Annotated in this window: 1 rRNA gene (cut by a window edge); it reads left to right on the top strand. The window is 58.2% G+C overall.

Annotation, left to right across the window (positions count from 1 at the left end):
* Positions 1 to 348, top strand: a 23S ribosomal RNA gene (locus SCM96_15935); its annotated part reaches 1,013 nt to the left of the window's first position; the annotation flags it as partial.
* Positions 349 to 457: the final 109 nt, after the last annotated feature.

The raw sequence follows: 457 nt of genomic DNA, 5'->3' as shown, positions 1-457 counted from the left end.
GCCATTTAAAGTGGTACGCGAGCTGGGTTTAGAACGTCGTGAGACAGTTCGGTCCCTATCTGCCGTGGGCGTTGGATGTTTGAGAAGTGCTGCTCCTAGTACGAGAGGACCGGAGTGGACGCACCTCTGGTGTTCCGGTTGTCACGCCAGTGGCATTGCCGGGTAGCTATGTGCGGACGGGATAACCGCTGAAAGCATCTAAGCGGGAAGCCCCCTTCAAGATGAGACATCCCCGAGGCCTCGAGCCTCCTGAAGGGCCCAGCGAGACCAGCTGGTTGATAGGCCGGGTGTGGAAGCGCTGCAAGGCGTTGAGCTAACCGGTACTAATGGCCCGTGAGGCTTGACCATATAACACCCAAGCGGTCTGCCGATGGCGACCGACAGCCGGATACGATGAGACGTATCAGCTCAGCATGATTCACCGTTTTTCGCCTGACGACCATAGCGTGCGGGAACC

The sequence above is a fragment of the Acidobacteriota bacterium genome, from assembly GCA_033549365.1.
Classification (GTDB): Bacteria; Acidobacteriota; Aminicenantia; order Aminicenantales; family Saccharicenantaceae; genus JAWSUF01.
This window is presented reverse-complemented; position numbering and strand designations above follow the sequence as displayed.